This window comes from Microbispora sp. H10885 (genome assembly GCF_014161415.1).
Classification (GTDB): Bacteria; Actinomycetota; Actinomycetes; order Streptosporangiales; family Streptosporangiaceae; genus Microbispora; species Microbispora triticiradicis.
This window is the reverse complement of the sequence record NZ_JABBWY010000013.1, coordinates 68,968-83,313: the sequence shown is the minus strand read 5'-3', so window position 1 is coordinate 83,313 and position 14,346 is coordinate 68,968. Positions and strand designations below refer to the sequence as shown.

The following is a 14,346-nucleotide window of genomic DNA, read 5'->3' as shown; positions in this document are numbered from 1 at the left end:
ACCTACCTGGCCCTGACGCACTTGTCGTACAGGTCCAGCAGCCGGCCGCCCGGGTCGTAGGCGCTCTTGACCGGCCAGTAGGCGTCCCCGTTGTAGAGCCGCCAGAACTCCTCACGACCGTAGAAGGAGGTGGAGTACAGCGACTTGTGGCCGTCGAGCGCGTGCACGGCGCGCTCGATCAGCCGGTTGTGATACCCGTCGTACTGGCCCCGCGGCAGCGGCACCATCCCCCAGAAGCCGAAGTTCACGTACAGGCGGCCGGGTTCGAGGGGATAGAGCGACCACTCGCCGGTCGCCTTGAGCGGGCACATCCACACCGGGGTCATGCCGACCTCGCGGTGGAAGACCTCCAGGAACTCCGCGCCCCGCTCGACCGGGACCTCGACGTCCTGGATCACCGACTCGTGCACGGGGTTGTTCCGCCAGCGGTCGATCCTGGCCGTCAGCCCGTACCTCTGGTCGAGGCCGACGAGCCTGCGGTAGACGTCCGAGCGCATCCACCGGCGCGGCAGGAGCGAGCGGACCAGCGGCTGCTGCACCCCGAAGGCGCGCGAGCACCAGAACCAGTCGGTGTCCCAGCGCCACAGGTAGTCGCGGACGGTGAGCCAGTCGCGGGCGCGGCTGCGGATCGACTGGTAGTAGATCCGCATGCCGGTGTAGTCGGAGGTGTAGGGCGCCCGGTCGGAGAACGACCCGACGGTGACGTACAGCTCGTCGGGACTGAAGAACGTGCCGTCGACGAAGTCGATCGGCTCGCCGTCGTGCTCCCGGCTCTCGCAGATCTCCTGCATGGCGAGCATGCACTTGTCGGCGTCGTTGAAGCGGATGTGGGTCAGCTTGACGTACGGCTTCACCCGGGCCAGCTTGATGCGGATGCGCAGGGCGTAGCCGAGCGTGCCGTAGGAGTTGGGGAATGCCCGGAACAGGTCCGCGTGCTCGTTGTCGGCCCGGGCCACCAGAATCCGCCCGTCGCCGGTGAGGATCTCCAGTTCCTCGACCGACTCGTGCGGCAGGCCGTCCCGGAAGCTGCTCGACTCGATGCCGAGGCCGGTGACCGCACCGCCGAGCGTGATCGTCTTCAGCTGCGGCACGACGTACGGCATGAGCCCGTGCGGCAGCGTGGCGTCCACCAGGTTCTCGTACGTCGTCATGCCCTGGACCTCGGCCGTCATGGTCACCGGGTCGACGTGGATGACCTGGTCCAGGTCACGGGCCGACAGCGACGCCGTCTTGGCCGGGGCCCGGAAGCGGAACAGGTTCGTCGTGGCCTTGGCCAGCCGAGGAGCGGCGTCTTCGGGGATGGCGGCGTAGGAGTCCCTGATCTGCTCGACGGCCTTTATATGGGCGGTCATACTGGCCGTGCGCTCTGGCATGACACCACCCCCATGGATCGTAGTGATCGCCTCTTGGCACGCTATCCCCGGACGGGGACGCAGACCAGAGTAGACACGTTACGCCCGCGAAAACTATCGAGTAGTCTCGCGACACCCCGTCGGCACAGATCGTATCCTTCCCGTGTTCTTCGCCTCGCGCGCCCCTGCCGTAACTGTGGAAACCGTCACGACCTGGGCCGACGAGTGTGTTCCACTGGGCTTCACTGGGCTTCCACCGGGCGGTGAGGAGGAACGCATGGAGAGGTCACGGGGGCCGCTGGCGGGGATCCGGGTGCTGGAGCTGGCCGGGCTCGCGCCGGGGCCGTTCGCCGGGATGATGCTCGCCGACCACGGCGCCGAGGTGCTGCGCGTCGACCGGGTGGCCGCGGTGGGCGACGAGCCCCGGCGGGAGGTGATGGACCGCGGCAAGCGGACGATCGGCCTCGACCTGAAGTCGCCCGAGGGGGTGGCCGCGTTCCGGCGGCTGGCGGCGCGGGCCGACGTGGTTATCGAGGTGTTCCGTCCTGGCGTCGCCGAGCGGCTCGGCATCGGGCCGGACGACCTGCACGCCGTCAACGAGCGGCTCGTGTACGGCCGGATGACCGGCTGGGGCCAGGACGGCCCGCTCGCCCACACCGCCGGGCACGACATCGACTACATCGCGATCGCGGGCGTGCTGTCGATGCTGGGCCGCGCGGGGGACAAGCCCACCCCGCCCATCAACATCCTCGGCGACTTCGCCGGCGGCGGGCTCATGCTCGCGTACGGCGTGCTGCTGGCCCTGATCGAGCGGGAGCGGACCGGCCGCGGCCGGGTGGTGGACGCCGCGATGGTCGACGGCGCGGCGCTGCTGTTCTCGATGTTCCACGGCGCGGTGCACGGCGGCCACTGGGGTCCGCGCGGCACCAACCTCCTCGACACCGGTGCCCCCATGTACGACACGTACGAGACGGCCGACGGCGGGTTCCTCGCCGTGGGCGCGCTGGAGCCGCGGTTCTGGGCGGAGATGCTCGACCGCATGGGCGTCGCCGACCTGCCCGCCCGCGACGACCGGGCCAACTGGCCGGTCATCCGCGAACGGCTGGCCGAGGCGTTCCGGTCCCGTACGCGGGCCGAGTGGGAGGCGGTCTTCGAGGGCTCCGACGCCTGCGTGGTCCCGGTGCTCGACCCGCGCGAGGCCGCCGGGCACCCGCACAACCGGGCGCGCGGCACGTTCGTGGAGGTCGGCGGCGTGCCGCAGGCGGCGCCCGCGCCGCGGCTGGCCGGCGCCGGGCACGGTGACCTGTCCCCCGCCACCCGGCTGCACGACCTGACCGCCTGGGGCCTGTCCGGCGACGAGGCGGAGGCCATGCGCGCCGCCGGCGTGCTGGCCTGATCACGTGAACCAGCCATCGATGGAGCAGGTCTTGAATCAGATGTAGTACACCTACTACATTCGAGAGCAAGGCTACTTCTTTGGAGGGCGCATGACCGATGTCGTCATCCGGGTGCGCGGGCTGCGCATGGCGTACGGGCCGGTGCGGGTGCTGAGCGGCGTCGATCTCGACCTGCGCCGGGGCGAGGTGTTCACGCTGCTGGGCCCGAACGGCGCCGGAAAGACCACCCTGGTGGAGATCCTGGAGGGGTTCCGCACGGGCTGGTCCGGTGAGGTCGAGGTGCTCGGCGAGAACCCGGCGCGCGCCGGGGACGCGTGGCGGGCGCGGCTCGGCGTGGTGATGCAGTCCTGGCGCGACAATCCCCGCTGGCGGGTGCGTGACCTGGTCGCGCACGCCGCGGCGCACTACGACGCCCCCCGCGACGTCGACGGCGTGCTGGCCGCGCTCGGGCTGGCCGAGGAGGCGCGGACCCGGGCGGGGGTGCTGTCCGGGGGCCGGCGCCGCCGTCTGGACGTCGCGCTGGGCATCGTCGGCCGGCCCGAGGTGCTGTTCCTCGACGAGCCGACGACCGGGTTCGATCCCGAGGCCCGGCGGGAGTTCCACCTGCTGATCGAGCGGCTGGCGGGCGAGGAGGGCCTCACCGTGCTGCTCACCACGCACGACCTGGCCGAGGCCGAGCGGCTGTCCGGGCGGATCGCCGTGCTCGTCGCCGGGCGGGTGGTCACCTGCGGCAGCCCGGCCGAGCTGGCGAGCGCCGTACAGGCTCCGTCGCGGGTGCGCTGGGACGGCGGGGAACTGGAGACCGCCGACCCCTCCGGCGCGGCCTGGGACCTGCACCGGCGGTACGGCGGCCCGGTCCCCGGGCTGGAGATCCGGCGGCCGACGCTGGAGGAGAGCTACCTGGACCTCATCGAGGGGGCGAGGACCCGATGAACGCGACGATGCTGAGCCTGACGAAACTGGGGGTGCGGCGGGGCTGGACCGAGCAGCTCAACCTGTGGAGCGACCGCAGGGAACTGCTCAACGCCCTGGTCGGGACCGCGGGCGTCTACACCGTGCTCGCCCTGTTCATCGGCGACGGCACGGTGCCCGGCACGACGGTGTCGATGGGGACGTACATGACACCGGGTTTCCTGGCGTTCGGGGTCTTCGCGACCGGGCTGACGGCGCTGCCCACGCTGATCGCCGCGGACCGCGAGGAGGGCACGCTCATGCGGGCCCGCACCCTGCCCGGGGGCGTCCGGGTCTACCTGACGGGACGGGCCGTCACCACGCTGCTGACGATCGCGCTGAACGCCGCGCTCGTCCTGCTGGTGGCCATGCCGCTGGTCGGCGTGCCGGCGCCGGCGACTCCCGGGCGGTGGCTGACGCTCGTCTGGGTCCTGGTGCTCGGCACGCTGTCCGTCGTGCCCATCGGCGCGGCGATCGGCAGCCTGGTGTCCGGCCCGAAGACGGCCGCGGCCATGCTCGCCCTGCCGACGATGCTCCTGATGCTCGTCTCCGGGGTGATGTTCCCGATCGAGATCATGCCGGGATTCGTGCGCGGCGTCGCCCAGGTCTTCCCGCTCTACTGGCAGAGCCTCGGGCTGCGCGCGGCGTTCCTGCCCGACTCCGCCCTCGCTGCCGAGATCGGACGCGACCGGCCACTCGGCCTGGCCGCGGCCGTTCTGGGCGCGTGGGCGGTCGGCGGTATGGTTCTAGCCCCCTGGTTGCTGCGCCGGATCCGCGGGCGATGAGCGGACCCGGCGCCCCGACGGAGGTGAGGCGTGGCCGACGAGACGGTGTTCAACCGGATCGCGGTGCTGCGGGCCGACCGCGGGATCTCCCGGCGGGACCTCGCGGCGGCGCTCGGCGTGCACTACCAGACGGTGGGCTACCTGGAGCGGGGCGAGTACAGCCCGAGCCTCCACCTGGCCCTGCGGATCGCGGAGTTCTTCGAGGTGCCGGTGGAGGTCGTGTTCTCGCTCAAGCCCTTCCCCAGGCTGGGGAGCGCGTCGTGAAGTGGCACGAGAGGTGGGACGCGCACGTCGTACGGAGCATGGAGCACGAGAGGTTCGTGCCGCTCTACCGGACCCGTGCCCGGCGCCGCCTGCTGGTCGCCTCCGGCGCGACCGGCCTGCTGATGATGTGGGCCGACGCCGTCGTCACCTGGCGCATCGCGCCGAGCGACGCGGCGGTGGTGGCCGACTTCGTGCTGCTGGCCCTGATGCTGGTGCTCTACCTGCCCGCCGTGACGGCGCTGAACGCCGCCACCCGCGGACTGGCCTCGCTGCCGGAGCGCCGGCTGGACGAGCGCCAGGTCGCGGAGCGGCTGCGGGCCTACACGAAGGCCAACACGCTGATGCGGGTGGTCCTCACCGTCGTCCTGGCCGTGGTCTTCGCCGTCATGTGGGGCGGAGGCCGTACGGCGCAGGTGCCGGCCGCCGCCGTCGTCCTCGTCCTCGTGGCGCTGTGGCTCACGCACCTGATCCTGCCGCTGCTGGTCGCCGGATGGCGGCTGCCCGACCCGCCTCCCGACGGCGAGCCGGATCAGGCCGGATGATCAGGCAGGCGCGGCCTGAGCCTGCGCCGGGGGCCCGGAGGGTTCGCCGAAGGACGGCAGGGTCGCGACGTAGAGGTCGGCTCCGTCGGGGTGGTGGATCTCCAGGTCGGTGGTGAAGGCGCGGGCTGGGGTCGCGCCCGACTCCGTGTGCGTCCACACCTGCTGCCAGGCGTCGATCAGCGCTCCGGGCATGGGTCCTCGCGCCTCGGCCAGCAGCGAGGGCACTCCGGGCACCCGTACGGCGACCATGCCCTCCGGCAGCCGCGCGGCCGTGCGCACCGCCACGCCGACGATCTGGGTGTAGGCGCCGTTGTGGTCGCTCTCGTAGTCCGTCAGCACGGCGTACAGGTTCTCGTCGACCCGGCCCGGCACATGGGCGAACGCCCCCGGCGCTCCGGCGCGGGCCCACAGGGCCGGCAGCCGGGCGAGGGCGGGGTCCGCCTCCGCCGCGTTGGTCGTCCGTACGACGTAGCCGACGACAAGCGTCTCCGGACGGTCAACGATGATCACTTGTGCTCCTCTCAGGCGAGGTCAATGTATCCCGTGTGCGGGTCTGCTCTCATCGGCGGGCGGGAATGCCGGAAATGACCGCTCACAACGTAGGCTGGACAAACGTGCGATTCCTCAACGATGTGACGCCGCCCTACGATCTCACGTACAGCGATGTCTTCATGGTGCCGTCCCGTTCCGCGATCGGGTCCCGCCTGGCCGTCGACCTGTCCACGGTCGACGGGACCGGCACCACGATCCCCGTCGTCGTCGCCAACATGACGGCCGTCGCGGGCCGCCGGATGGCCGAGACGATCGCCCGGCGCGGCGGCCTCGCCGTCATCCCCCAGGACATCCCGATCGAGGTCGTGGCCGACGTCGTCGACTGGGTCAAGAACCGCGACCTGGTCCACGACACGCCGATCGCCCTCACCCCGCACGACACCGTCGGAGAGGCGCTGACCCTGCTGCCCAAGCGGGCCCACGGCGCGGTCATCGTGGTCGACTGGGAGAACCGCCCAGTCGGCGTGGTGACCGAGGCCGACTGCCACGGCGTCGACATGTTCACCCAGCTCTCCCAGGTGATGAGCCCCTCGCCGCAGACGCTGCCGCGCGGGATCGACCCGCAGGCGGCGTTCGAGGCGCTGCACGGGGGCCGCCACCGGCTCGCCCCCGTAGTGGACGAGGACGGCCGGCTCGTCGGGATCCTCACCCGCACCGGGGCGCTGCGCTCCACCCTCTACCAGCCCGCCGTCGACCGCCGGAACCGGCTGCGGATCGCGGCCGCGGTCGGGGTGAACGGCGACGTGGCCGCCAAGTCCAAGGAACTGCTCGACGCCGGCGTCGACGTGCTGGTGGTCGACACCGCGCACGGCCACCAGGAGAAGATGATCGGCGCGCTGCGGGCCGTACGCGCGCTCGACCCCGCCGTGCCGGTCGCCGCGGGCAACGTCGTCACCGCCGAGGGCGTACGCGACCTGGTCGAGGCGGGGGCCGACATCGTGAAGGTCGGGGTGGGCCCGGGCGCCATGTGCACGACCCGGATGATGACCGGCGTCGGGCGCCCGCAGTTCTCCGCCGTCATGGAGTGCTCGGCCGAGGCCCGCCGCCTCGGGCGGCACGTCTGGGCCGACGGCGGCGTGCGTCACCCCCGCGACGTCGCACTCGCTCTCGCGGCGGGCGCCGCCAACGTCATGATCGGCTCGTGGTTCGCCGGCACGTACGAGTCCCCCGGCGACACCCGCACCGCCGCGGACGGCCGCAAGTACAAGGAGAACTACGGCATGGCCTCCGCCCGCGCCGTACGGCTGCGCACCGCCGAGGACACGCCGTTCGAGCGGGCCCGCAAGGCGTTGTTCGAGGAGGGCATCTCGACCTCCCGGATGTACCTCGACCCCGCGCGGCCGAGCGTGGAGGACCAGATCGACGCCATCGTGGCCGGTCTGCGGTCCTCCTGCACCTACGCGGGCGCCACCACGCTGGAGGAGTTCCACGAGCGTGCGGTGATCGGCGTGCAGAGCGCCTCGGGCTACAGCGAGGGCATGCCGCTGCACCAGAGCTGGTGACCACACCGACTCCCCGCAGGAATATCGGGCTCTCTCGGGGTAGTGCGTTCCTCGTACCGGCCGCACTATCCCGCGGAGGCGCTCATGGAGTACTCACCGGCCGCAGAGCCGGCCAGTCCGGCGGTCGACAGACGGCTGCTGGTCAGCTACGACAACTACGCCGCGGCGCAACGCGCCGTCGACACGCTGTCCGACGCCGGTTTCCCGGTGGAGAACAGCGCGATCATCGGCAGCGACCTGCGCCTGGAGGAGACCGTCACCGGGCGGCTCACCAACGGCAGGGCCGCGCTGACGGGCCTTGTCAGCGGTGCGGTCTTCGGGCTCATCGTCGGCATGTTCCTCGGGCTGTTCACCTCGACCACGACCTCGTTCTTCGGGCTGGTGCTGTGGTCGATCCTTTGGGGAGCCGTCGCGGGCGCCGCCTTCGGCTTCGTCGGCCACGCCTTCACCGGCGGGACGCGCGACTTCTCCTCCCGGAGCTCGATCGTCGCCGGGCGCTACGACGTGCTGGTGGCCTCGGCCATGCTGGACCAGGCCCAGGCCCTGCTGCAGGGCGGGGTTCGGCCGGCCGACACCGTCGTCCTCCAGCGGCCGCCGTCCGCCGGGCCCGCCACGCCGCCCGTGACCACGCCCGTGACGCCGCCCTCGCCGGTCTCCGGCGACACCGCCCCGCAGGCGGACCTCCGTACGGACGAGGAGCGCGCGGACGCCCGCGACGAGGACGCCCGTGACGAGGAGGTGCGCGACGAGCAGGCGCGTGACGAGGCCGGGCTCTCGAGGGGCCGCCGCATGTGACGCCCGCCCACGCTCTCAGGCACGACGACGGCGCCTTCCCCGTCCGGTGCGGGGAAGGCGCCGTCGCGTCGGCCGTCGTGTCGGGCGCAGTCGCGAGATCGGCGAGCGGGCCTGCCGGTAGAGTCGTCAGCCGGCCGGAACGTCCGGCACGGACAGAACAGGAGACCCACGTGGCACTGGAGAAGCCCGAGATCGACTTCCCCGAGGGCGAGCCGCCCGCCGACCTGGAGATCGCCGACCTCGTGGAGGGGACCGGCCCGGAGGCCAGGCCGGGGCAGAACGTGACCGTGCACTACGTCGGGGTGGCGTTCTCCACCGGCGAGGAGTTCGACGCCTCCTGGAACCGCGGGCAGCCGTTCCAGTTCCCCCTCGGCGGCGGCCGGGTCATCGCCGGCTGGGACCGCGGCGTGGCCGGCATGAAGGTCGGCGGCCGCCGGCGGCTGACGATCCCCCCGCACCTGGGGTACGGCAACCGCGGCGCGGGCGCCGTCATCAAGCCGGGCGAGACGCTCATCTTCGTCGTCGACCTGCTCGGGGTCGGCTGACCCCTCCCCCGCCGCCCTGTCACGCGTGCCCCCGGGACGTCCGGGCGTCCTGGGCCGGCGTCCCGGGTTCAGGGGCCGGGGATCGGGGGTCCGGTGCGAGCCCGAGGCGGGCCTGACGCGGGGCCCGGTGCCTGCGGGACGGACGCCGCCCGGCGGGGCCTATGAGGTCCCGGCCGCGTCGTGGATGATGGCCGCATGGACGGCGTCCCCCCTCACGACGGTCCCTCTCACGGCGGTCCCTCTCATGACGGTCCCTCTCATGACGGTCCCTCTCATGACGGTCACCGCGTGGCCGCGCCGCCGAACGCCGCCGCGGGCGGCCCGACGAGTGCCGTGCCTCCCATCCGGCCGCACCCCGTCCGGCCGCACTCTGCCCGGCTGCCCCCTGCCCCGCTGCCTTCCGTCGGGCTGCCCCGGGCGGTGATCGCGCTCGCCGGCGCGGTCGTGGCCGTGCTGCTCGCGGTGAGCCCCTGGTACGGCTACCACCGCGACGAACTGTACTTCCGCATGCTGGGCGAACGCCCCCGGCTCGGATACTTCGACACCCCGCCGCTCACCCCGATGATCGCCCGGCTGTCGACGGCGGTCTTCGGGGACACCGTCGTCGCGCTCCGGATCGTCCCCGCCCTGTGCGCCGGGACGCTGGTTCTGCTCGCCGCGCTGATCGCCCGGGAGCTGGGCGGCGGCCGGGCCGCGCAGGTCCTCGCCGCGGCCGGCACGGCGGGCGCGGTGCTGCCCCTGATCGCGGGGCACTCGCTGCTGACCCTCACTCCCGATCTCGTGCTGTGGCTCGCGGTCACGCTGTGCCTGCTCCGGGTGCTGCTGCGGGGCGACGGCCGCTACTGGCTCTGGACGGGCCTGCTGGCCGGGATCGCGTCCTACAACCGCGACCTCATCGTGCTGCTGCTCGCCTGCGCCGGGCTGGGCCTCCTCGTCACCGGTCCGCGCGAGGCGCTGCGGGACAGGCGCCTGTGGTTCGGGGCACTGCTGGCCCTGGCGATCGCCTCGCCCAACCTGGTCTACCAGGTCACCCATGACTGGCCGCAACTGCAGATGGCCGAGGCTCTGCGCGCCGACGAGGGGGCGGACAACCGCATCGCCTTCGTCCCCCTGCAGATCCTGCTGCTGGGTCCCCCGCAGGCGGTGGTGTGCGTGACGGGCTGGCTGCGGCTCTGGCGGGACCGGCGGGTCCGCTCGCTCGCCCTGGCCTACCCCGTGGCCTGCGCGCTGGTCCTGCTCTCGGGGGGCCGCCCCGACTACACCGGCGCCTTCCTGCTCTACCTGTTCGCGGCCGGGTGCGTGACGGCGGCCGGATGGCGGAGGCGGACCGTGCTGGTCGTGGCGCTGGCGGCCAACGCCGTGGTCGCGGTGGTCCTGGCGCTGCCGGTCGTCCCGGCCGCGTCGCTCGCGGGGACGCCGGTCGCGGCGATCAACGAGGTCGCCCGCGAGTCGGTGGGCATGCGGGACCTGGCGGCGCAGGTCGGACAGGTGGTGGGCACGCTGCCCGCCGATGAGCGCGCGGGGGCGGTGCTGCTCGCCGGGAACTACGGCGAGGCCGGCGCGCTGCGCCGCTGGGCGGGCGACTTCGGCCTGCCCGCCGTCTACAGCGGCCACAACGAGCTGTGGTGGTGGGGCCCGCCGCCGGAGGGGACCCGGGTGGCGGTCTCCGTCGGCTATCCGCCCGGCCGCCTCCGCACGGTCTTCGCCGACTGCTCGGTCGCGGGGACGGTGACCGGGATGCCGGGCGAGGAGCAGGGCGTGCCGATCACGGTCTGCCGCGATCCCCTCCGGCCCTGGCGCGATCTGTGGCCGCTCGCGCGCCACTACAGCTGACGGCGACACTACAGCTGACGGCGACTCGCCCCCCTGCCTGGGCAGGTGCCCATCCGGTAAGGCAGGATTACGTTGTGTTGCTGATCGACCTTGCCCGGACCTCCGCGGCCGTGGCGGCGGACTCGGCGCGGCTGGCCAAGATCAGGCACCTGGCCGAGCTGCTCGGCAGGGTGGGCCCGGACGAGGCCGAGATCGCCATCGCCTACCTGTCGGGGGAACTGCCGCAGCGTCAGATCGGCGTGGGCTGGCGGAGCCTTTCCGACCTTCCCGAGCCGCGCCAGATCGCCACGGCGACCCTCGGCCAGGTCGACGCGCTGCTCGAACGCATCAAGGCCCAGACGGGGACGGGTTCGCAGGCCGCGCGCCGCGAGCTGCTCGGTCAGCTGTTCGGCGCCGTGACGCGGCAGGAGCAGTCGTTCCTGCACCGGCTGCTGACGGGCGAGCTGCGCCAGGGGGCGCTCGACGGCGTGATGATCGAGGCGATCGCCAGGGCGGCGGACGTGCCCTCCGCCGAGGTGCGCCGGGCCCTGACCCTGCGCGGCTCGCTGCCCGCCGTCGGCGCGGCGGCGCTGCGCGGCGGGGTGGCGGAGCTCAAGGCGTTCCATCTGGAGGTCGGGCGGGCCGTCGCGCCGATGCTCGCGCAGAGCGCGGCCAGCGTGACCGCCGCGCTGGAGAAGGCAGGCGTTCCCGCCGCGGTCGAGTGGAAGCTCGACGGCGTACGGGTCCAGGCCCACCGGTCGGGGGACGACGTCGCCGTCTTCACCCGTACACTCGACGACATCACCGGTCAGGTGCCTGAGCTGGTGGAGGCGGTGCTGGGCCTGCCGGGCACCGACCTGGTCCTGGACGGCGAGGTCCTGGCGTTGCGCCCCGACGGCCGTCCCGAGCCGTTCCAGGTCACCTCGGGCCGGGTGGCCAGCAGGACCGGCGTCGCGTCGCTGCGGGAGACCGTGCCGCTGACCGTCTTCTTCTTCGACGCCCTGCGGGTGGGCGGGGCCGACCTGCTCGACCTGCCCGACCAGGAGCGGCACGCCGCGCTGGAGACGGCGGTGCCGGCCGAGTTGATCACCCCGCGCCTGGTCACCGCGGACGCCGAGGAGGCCGAGGCCTTCTTCGGCGACGCGGTACGCCGCGGGCACGAGGGCGTCGTCGTGAAGTCGCTGGGCACGCCGTACGCCGCGGGCAGGCGGGGGGCGGGCTGGATCAAGGTGAAGCCCCGGCACACCCTGGATCTGGTCGTGCTGGCCGCCGAGTGGGGCAGCGGACGACGCCGGGGCTGGCTGTCGAACCTGCACCTCGGCGCCTACGACCCGGAGACGGGCGGCTTCGTGATGCTCGGCAAGACGTTCAAGGGCCTCACCGACGAACTGCTGACCTGGCAGACCGAGCAGTTCCTGCGGATCGCGGAGAACCCTGCGGACGGCCCTGCGGACGGCCCTGCCGATGGCCCTGCCGAGAGCCCTGGGGACGGCCACGTCGTCACGCTCACGCCCACGCTGGTCGTGGAGATCGCCTTCGACGGAGTGCAACGGTCCAGCCGCTACCCCGGGGGCATGGCGCTGCGGTTCGCCCGGGTGCTGCGCTACCGCCCGGACAAGCGGCCGGAGGAGGCCGACACCGTCGCCACCGTCCGTGCGATCATGCCCTAGCCGCCGCCTACTTGACGAGGCGGACCGTCAGGGGATAGCGGAACTCGGTGTCGGCGATGGCCGACACCCCGCCGACGACGGACAGGACCAGCCCGAGCACCCAGACCACCGGCACCAGCACGACCCCGATGACGGTGAACGGCAGCAGGACGGTCGCGCCGAGCACGGTGAGGTGGAAGTTGAGCGCCTCCACCGCGTGCCGCCTGATGTAGGGGGACGTGCGGCCCGCCGTCACCATCATCAGCAGCGGGCCGATGACGAAGAAGCCCGCCAGCGCGAACAGGTGCGAGGCCGCCGCTCCGGCCCGGTCGCCCCCCTCCAGGGCGGAGGCACGGCCGGTGTACGCGGGCGGCCGGGGCACGTACGCCGGCCGGGCGCCGTACAGGTCGTTCATGATCGGCGCGAGGTCGGCGTGGGTGCGGGCGGTCATCGCCCGGTCCAGCCGCTCGTCCATCTCGTGCTTGTCGAGCCTGCCCTCGGCGTAGGCCGCCTTGACGTGCTCGACCACCTGCTCACGGTCCTGGTTCGTCACGCGCAACTGAGGGTGCGGCATGGGGGCCGGGCGGCCCTGCCACGGTGGTGTCGCTGTCGCGGGCATCACAAACATCGCCTTCCGTCGACGGCCTGCTCGGCTTGTCTCAAGTCTGCCTCCATCCTGCTCCGGAGAGGCGGCCCCGGCATCAGGGACATCCCCGACATGGCCCCGAGACCGTTCCCTTAACGCCATCGTGATCTGGGACGCGGTATACAAGCACTATGAGATGGCGAGATCGTTACGGGCTCCGGCGGCGGCGCGGCCTCCGCGTGGCCAAGTTCGACCGCGAGGCGACCGACGCCGACATCGAGGCGCTCATCGAGTTCGCCAAGACCCGCCGTGGCGTGGAGTTCTACGTGGAGCCCGAGACCTTCGCCACCGACACCACGGCGGTGGCCGTGGCCCACGACGGGGAGTGGACCCGCCGCCGCGTCGGATCGCCCGCCGTCATCGCCAAGGTCGCCAGAGATCTCGCCCTGCCGGTCTACGACGTGCAGCTCACCGGGTATCCCGCGCGGATGCGCGCCTACAACGAGCGCCGTCGTCAGGCTCAGGACAGCGACCCGGTCTGAGCCGGGGCCAGCAGCGCGCGCAGCGGCGCGAGCCAGACCGCTCTCGGGGCGCCCATCTCGTCGTCGAGTTCCTCGGGAGTCGGCATGCGGTCGCGGAGCATGGCGGGCGACATCATGTGCGTCAGCGCCTGCCGCAGCAGGAGCGCCATCGAGTAGCCCGGATCGGCGTCGAGGGCCCGCTCCAGCGCCATGCCGGCCAGTGCGCACTCTCCCCGCTGCCACGCGGCCGCCGCCAGCAGCGAGGCCGCGGGAGCGGCGTGGCCCGGCTCCAGCCGCCGGGTGAGATCACGCCACAACGCCAGATGCGCGTCCCGGTCGTCGATCAGCGCCCACGCCTCGTCCCGCACCCGGACCACGGCGAGGTCCAGCCCGAGCCGCGCGGCCTCCTCGTCGCCCAGCCTGCCCCCCGAGGCGTACAGGCCGATCGCGGCGCGCACCCGCTCCAGCGCGTCGGTGACGAACCGCGCGGCCTGTTCGTCCAGGCCCGCCGCCGTCTCCCTGTCCGTCTCCATGCCCGTCTCCATGGCCGCGAGGCACGTGCGCAGGGCCGCCGTGACGCGGTACGTGGCCTGCCGCATCCGTGTCCCGCCGGACGGCTGGACGGAGCGGCGCAGGCTGCCCCGGTCGGGCAGCGCGACCAGCCCGTGCATCACGGCGGTGGCCGCCACCCGGCTGCCTCCGGTGTCGTACGGCGTGCCCTCCGCGGGGCAGCAGGTCGCGCCCGTGCAGGAGTAGGACCAGTAGCGCCCGCCCTCGGCGCGCAGGCTCTCCGTCACCCGGATGTCCCCGGCCCGCAGCAGCCGGGTCACCTCGTCGACGACGGGGGTCACGAGGGCGCCCGGGCCGTACCCGACGAGGAACGCGGAGGTCACCGCCTCACGGCGGAGCAGCGGGACCAGCCGGTCGATGTCCCGGGGATCGGCCGGGAGGTCCCACCGCGTCGTCAGCCGCACCTCCGGGCCGGTGGACCCGGTCACCACGAGGCTGTCGGACGGGTGGAAACCGACGAGGTAGGGCACGGCGGAGAGGATGTCCGCCGGGGTCGAGAGCACGAGCTTCGGAGTCGTCATGG

The 14,346-nt window shown here is 73.0% G+C and carries 15 protein-coding genes; 11 read left to right on the top strand and 4 right to left on the bottom strand.

Translation table 11 applies throughout. The features are described 5' to 3' along the window. Positions 1-2 precede the first annotated feature (2 nt). A complete protein-coding gene (locus HHX37_RS30450; RefSeq protein WP_111697932.1) occupies positions 3-1,373 on the bottom strand; it encodes an FAD-binding oxidoreductase in 1,371 nt (456 codons plus the stop codon). A gap of 256 nt (positions 1,374-1,629) precedes the next feature. Between HHX37_RS30450 and HHX37_RS30445 the strand changes: the two genes are divergently transcribed. From HHX37_RS30445 to HHX37_RS30425, 5 genes are all read left to right on the top strand, one after another. Continuing rightward, complete coding sequence (locus HHX37_RS30445; RefSeq protein WP_182887647.1) at positions 1,630-2,748, top strand: CaiB/BaiF CoA transferase family protein; 1,119 nt, start codon at positions 1,630-1,632, stop codon at positions 2,746-2,748. Between the two features lie 91 nt (positions 2,749-2,839). Continuing rightward, positions 2,840-3,682: an ABC transporter ATP-binding protein gene (locus HHX37_RS30440; RefSeq protein ID WP_182887646.1), complete on the top strand. Its 843-nt coding sequence runs from the start codon at positions 2,840-2,842 to the stop codon at positions 3,680-3,682. Further along, complete coding sequence (locus HHX37_RS30435; RefSeq protein ID WP_182887645.1) at positions 3,679-4,485, top strand: ABC transporter permease; 807 nt, start codon at positions 3,679-3,681, stop codon at positions 4,483-4,485. The genes HHX37_RS30440 and HHX37_RS30435 overlap by 4 nt, the downstream gene beginning before the upstream one ends. A 30-nt stretch (positions 4,486-4,515) precedes the next feature. Continuing rightward, positions 4,516-4,749 carry a helix-turn-helix transcriptional regulator gene (locus HHX37_RS30430; RefSeq protein WP_182882948.1) on the top strand — a complete coding sequence of 78 codons (234 nt, stop codon included), beginning with the start codon at positions 4,516-4,518 and terminating at the stop codon, positions 4,747-4,749. Next, positions 4,746-5,291 carry a hypothetical protein gene (locus HHX37_RS30425; protein ID WP_182887644.1) on the top strand — a complete coding sequence of 182 codons (546 nt, stop codon included), beginning with the start codon at positions 4,746-4,748 and terminating at the stop codon, positions 5,289-5,291. The genes HHX37_RS30430 and HHX37_RS30425 overlap by 4 nt, the downstream gene beginning before the upstream one ends. Here the strand turns inward: HHX37_RS30425 and HHX37_RS30420 are convergent, their stop codons facing one another. Further along, the gene (locus tag HHX37_RS30420; protein WP_182882950.1) at positions 5,292-5,801 is read right to left on the bottom strand and encodes a GyrI-like domain-containing protein; all 510 of its coding nucleotides are present in this window, start codon (positions 5,799-5,801) and stop codon (positions 5,292-5,294) included. A gap of 104 nt (positions 5,802-5,905) precedes the next feature. On the opposite strand from HHX37_RS30420, the gene HHX37_RS30415 reads away from it, so the two are divergent. The 5 genes from HHX37_RS30415 to HHX37_RS30395 all read left to right on the top strand — a co-directional run bounded on the left by HHX37_RS30415 (position 5,906) and on the right by HHX37_RS30395 (position 12,167). Next, entirely contained in the window at positions 5,906-7,345 is a 1,440-nt protein-coding gene (locus HHX37_RS30415; RefSeq protein WP_182887643.1) for a GuaB1 family IMP dehydrogenase-related protein, read from the top strand. An 84-nt stretch (positions 7,346-7,429) separates the two neighbouring features. Beyond that, entirely contained in the window at positions 7,430-8,140 is a 711-nt protein-coding gene (locus HHX37_RS30410; protein ID WP_220503281.1) for a general stress protein, read from the top strand. Between the two features lie 170 nt (positions 8,141-8,310). After that, entirely contained in the window at positions 8,311-8,685 is a 375-nt protein-coding gene (locus tag HHX37_RS30405; protein ID WP_138462609.1) for an FKBP-type peptidyl-prolyl cis-trans isomerase, read from the top strand. A gap of 288 nt (positions 8,686-8,973) precedes the next feature. Then, entirely contained in the window at positions 8,974-10,518 is a 1,545-nt protein-coding gene (locus tag HHX37_RS37990) for a glycosyltransferase family 39 protein (protein WP_182887642.1), read from the top strand. Between the two features lie 74 nt (positions 10,519-10,592). Further along, positions 10,593-12,167: an ATP-dependent DNA ligase gene (locus HHX37_RS30395; RefSeq protein WP_182887641.1), complete on the top strand. Its 1,575-nt coding sequence runs from the start codon at positions 10,593-10,595 to the stop codon at positions 12,165-12,167. A gap of 7 nt (positions 12,168-12,174) precedes the next feature. On the opposite strand, the gene HHX37_RS30390 is transcribed toward HHX37_RS30395, so the two are convergent. Beyond that, positions 12,175-12,699, bottom strand: coding sequence for a DUF1707 and DUF4870 domain-containing protein (locus tag HHX37_RS30390; RefSeq protein WP_244302322.1), 525 nt, complete (start codon positions 12,697-12,699; stop codon positions 12,175-12,177). A 224-nt stretch (positions 12,700-12,923) separates the two neighbouring features. On the opposite strand from HHX37_RS30390, the gene HHX37_RS30385 reads away from it, so the two are divergent. Continuing rightward, entirely contained in the window at positions 12,924-13,274 is a 351-nt protein-coding gene (locus HHX37_RS30385; protein WP_138462612.1) for a hypothetical protein, read from the top strand. Here the strand turns inward: HHX37_RS30385 and HHX37_RS30380 are convergent. Further along, positions 13,253-14,344 (bottom strand): DUF4192 domain-containing protein, encoded by a 1,092-nt coding sequence (locus HHX37_RS30380; RefSeq protein WP_182887640.1) that lies wholly within the window; start codon positions 14,342-14,344, stop codon positions 13,253-13,255. The genes HHX37_RS30385 and HHX37_RS30380 overlap by 22 nt on opposite strands. Positions 14,345-14,346: the final 2 nt, after the last annotated feature.